This is a genomic window from Colwellia sp. MB3u-55 (genome assembly GCF_014076785.1).
GTDB lineage: Bacteria > Pseudomonadota > Gammaproteobacteria > Enterobacterales > Alteromonadaceae > Colwellia_A.
The window spans coordinates 1-2863 of sequence record NZ_JACGUS010000040.1; the positions used below are offsets into that span (position 1 = coordinate 1).

Consider the following 2863-nt stretch of genomic DNA (forward strand, 5'->3'; position numbering starts at 1 on the left):
TTTCTTCTGAAGGTAAGCCCTTTAATATTGGTGTTATAGAATCTTCTCAGTCTGGTCTTTTCATAAAGCCAGCAACTGAAGCACTTAAAAAGTGGCGATTTAATCCGTATAAAGAAAATGGTTTATCTATTGACAGTATTTGCCAATCAATTCAATTAGACTTTAAGGTGTAAATTACACTAACAAGCTGTTAAAGCATGACAAAATTCAGTTGGCTGTTTTCGTTCCTCAACATTTTAGCCAACTAAATTTTGCCTCTTAACAGGGCGTTAGTTGCCAAAAGGAATTGTCATGCGTAATTTTAAAGTATCATTGTTATTCATCTTGTTTACTTCAACATCTGTTCTAGCTCAAAATGATGTTTTTCATCAAAGTCCTGCAATATATGGCGGGTGGAATTGTAATGTTGTGTTAGATAGTTTGAATAAAAAGTCGAGAGGTTTAAATAACATCACAGCTTGGATTTTTGGCTATACCTATGGTAAAAATATCCAATTCAAAAAGGATAAAAGCCCAGCTTCTAAAGCTGAATATAAAGATGTTTTAGTCCCTTATTTGACTGAATATTGTAAAAACAATCGAGATTCAACTTTCTTTCATGCGATGGACAGTTATGTTGATTTCAAATTAAAGCAAGGTGAGGCCGTAATTGGCAACTAACAAGGCATTCAAACGGACAAAAAACAAGTGGCTGTTTTCAATTCGTTCAACATTTTAGCCAACAATTTTTAGCCGCTTAATGTGGCGTTAAGTAGACAAGGATACTTTAGAGTGTATTTCAAATATTTCATTATCATAGTTTTTATTTTCCTATCTCTAGGTTGCCAATCGACCAAAAAGGGAGGAGCTATCCCTGTCGAATCAAATAAAGAATTGAAATTAGATGTACTAAACATTGATTGGAGCGATCTTAGCTTAGCTCCCGGTGATCGTAGAATTAAAGGTACAGGCTTTGTTGTTGCTAATTGGTCTAATTCTTCAGATGATGTAGGGCAATACCTTGGAGTTCTGGGAGTTCTTGCATCCGATCTTTTAAATGAAAAAAACTTACAGGGTAACTTAGAATTAGAGCTTAAAGACAATTTTGATTTAGCTAAGATTCTACTGAACTCACTAAATAATAATCAAGATTTAAAAAAAGAAATTAAATCTATTCATCTAAATTCTAATTTAAAAAAACAGGTTATAACACTTGAACCTTGGTGTATTATTATCACTAACGAAAAAGGTTTAATATTTCTTCCTCAACTTAAAGCAACATTAAAATCTGAAACAGGTAAAGCTCTTTGGGAAGGAAACTATGGGCCAATGAGTACAAACAAACCTTTTAAGTTGAATACTTCAATGGCGAATGAAAATATCATTGAATTAGAGTCTAGGTTAGGAGTAGTTTACGGGGAAATTACCGATCAATTAGTTGCTAATATTCAGGGACTCGATAGTTATGTTAATGACGAAGAAAGTCAAAAGTTTACTGATAGCCTAATGAAATATATGGAAATAGACTTTGATGAAAGTCTACTTAACAAGAAAATCAACAAGGACTAAAAACAGTTTGCTGTTTGTTAACATTTTAGCAAACAGTTTTAGCCCGTTATTTAGGCGTTATGATGAGTCGATATTTTTTGTTGTTAAATTATAAATTTTCCTCTATATTCTGAGCTATTGGTGTTGAAATTGGACTATGTTCTTTTCTATTTAATTACTTCATGGTTCCTGTGTTATTACCTGGATATAGGATATTGGCTGCTCCAGCAATGTTCATTCTAAGTTTTTTCAGTGAAGAAACTGATTTTGCTCCTAAAATGATTCTTTTTCTTTCAGGTCAGTTTTTAGATTACTTTTTAATTGGTTGTATTGTTCAAATAATTAAAAGGCTTGGTTTGGCGCGCACTCAGTCATAACAAGCTATTCAAGTGGGACAAATTACAGTTGGCTAGTTCCGCTTTCGCTACACATTTTAGCCAACTACAATTTGCCTCTTAATAGGGCGTTAGGTGAATAAGGAAATTATGAGAAAACTGATAGTTTGGATGTTTATTTTATTTTTAAGTCAAGGGTGTACTAAACAGCAGCTAGGTGGTGTAGCTACAGTCACTGCTTTATTAGTTTCAGTACCATTGATTCCATTTGCAGAAGCTTACCATGTGATTAACGATACGGATGGTAAAGCAAAAGAGCAACGTGAGATCTGGGAAGCTCAATTTGATCCAGTTTATATAGCAAGAACAGACTTAATCAATATTAGAAACCCTGAATTTGATGCTGAATCACTTTATAGGAAAGGTCATGTAGCTTTTTTTCCTTCAGTCCCTTCAAATGGTATTTATCCTGGATTAAAATATGAAATGGAAAATTCTAATTACAAAGAAAATCAGCTTACCATTTCTAATAATGTTGATTTAAATTCTTTGCAGGTTCTTATGGCAAAAGATCCTTTACATAAAGAGACTGCTGGTTGGAAATATAATAATGATGTATTTAGAACCTTTTGGGATACAGGTTTAAAATATAAAGTTAACTTTAACCAAAGAATGTCTGAACTTTCTGAGTTACATTCACCTAACAAGAAAATCAACAAGGACTAAAAACAGCGGGCTGTTCGCTTCGCTCTATTTTAGCCCATTATTTTCAGCCTGTTATTTAGGCGTTGGTATGACTCCCCACGTCAAGTTAAATACACTGAACCTTGTTCATTAATTTCAGAACCATTGTTTTCACTTTTAGTGTTAAGTGATTTAACGCATAGAATGAAGCAAGTAATTTTGTCGGTTATCATGCTGATATTCGTCGATTACTCACTGATTAGTTAGCAGCGCCTACCTTACTCATTTCGTCGTGGCACCTGTCTTCAGTCTATGTT

4 protein-coding genes are annotated in these 2863 nt (G+C 33.5%); all 4 read left to right on the top strand.

The features are described from left to right. A partial coding sequence (locus H4J66_RS20695) for an energy transducer TonB (RefSeq protein WP_182169438.1) occupies positions 1–173 on the top strand: 173 nt, incomplete at its 5' end. A gap of 118 nt (positions 174–291) precedes the next feature. Then, complete coding sequence (locus H4J66_RS01075) at positions 292–660, top strand: hypothetical protein (protein ID WP_182169441.1); 369 nt, start codon at positions 292–294, stop codon at positions 658–660. Positions 661–741: 81 nt separating this feature from the next. Then, positions 742–1548 (top strand): hypothetical protein, encoded by an 807-nt coding sequence (locus H4J66_RS01080; RefSeq protein ID WP_182169443.1) that lies wholly within the window; start codon positions 742–744, stop codon positions 1546–1548. A gap of 449 nt (positions 1549–1997) precedes the next feature. Beyond that, on the top strand, positions 1998–2588 hold the full coding sequence (locus H4J66_RS01085) for a hypothetical protein (protein ID WP_182169446.1): 591 nt from the start codon (positions 1998–2000) through the stop codon (positions 2586–2588). Positions 2589–2863: the final 275 nt, after the last annotated feature.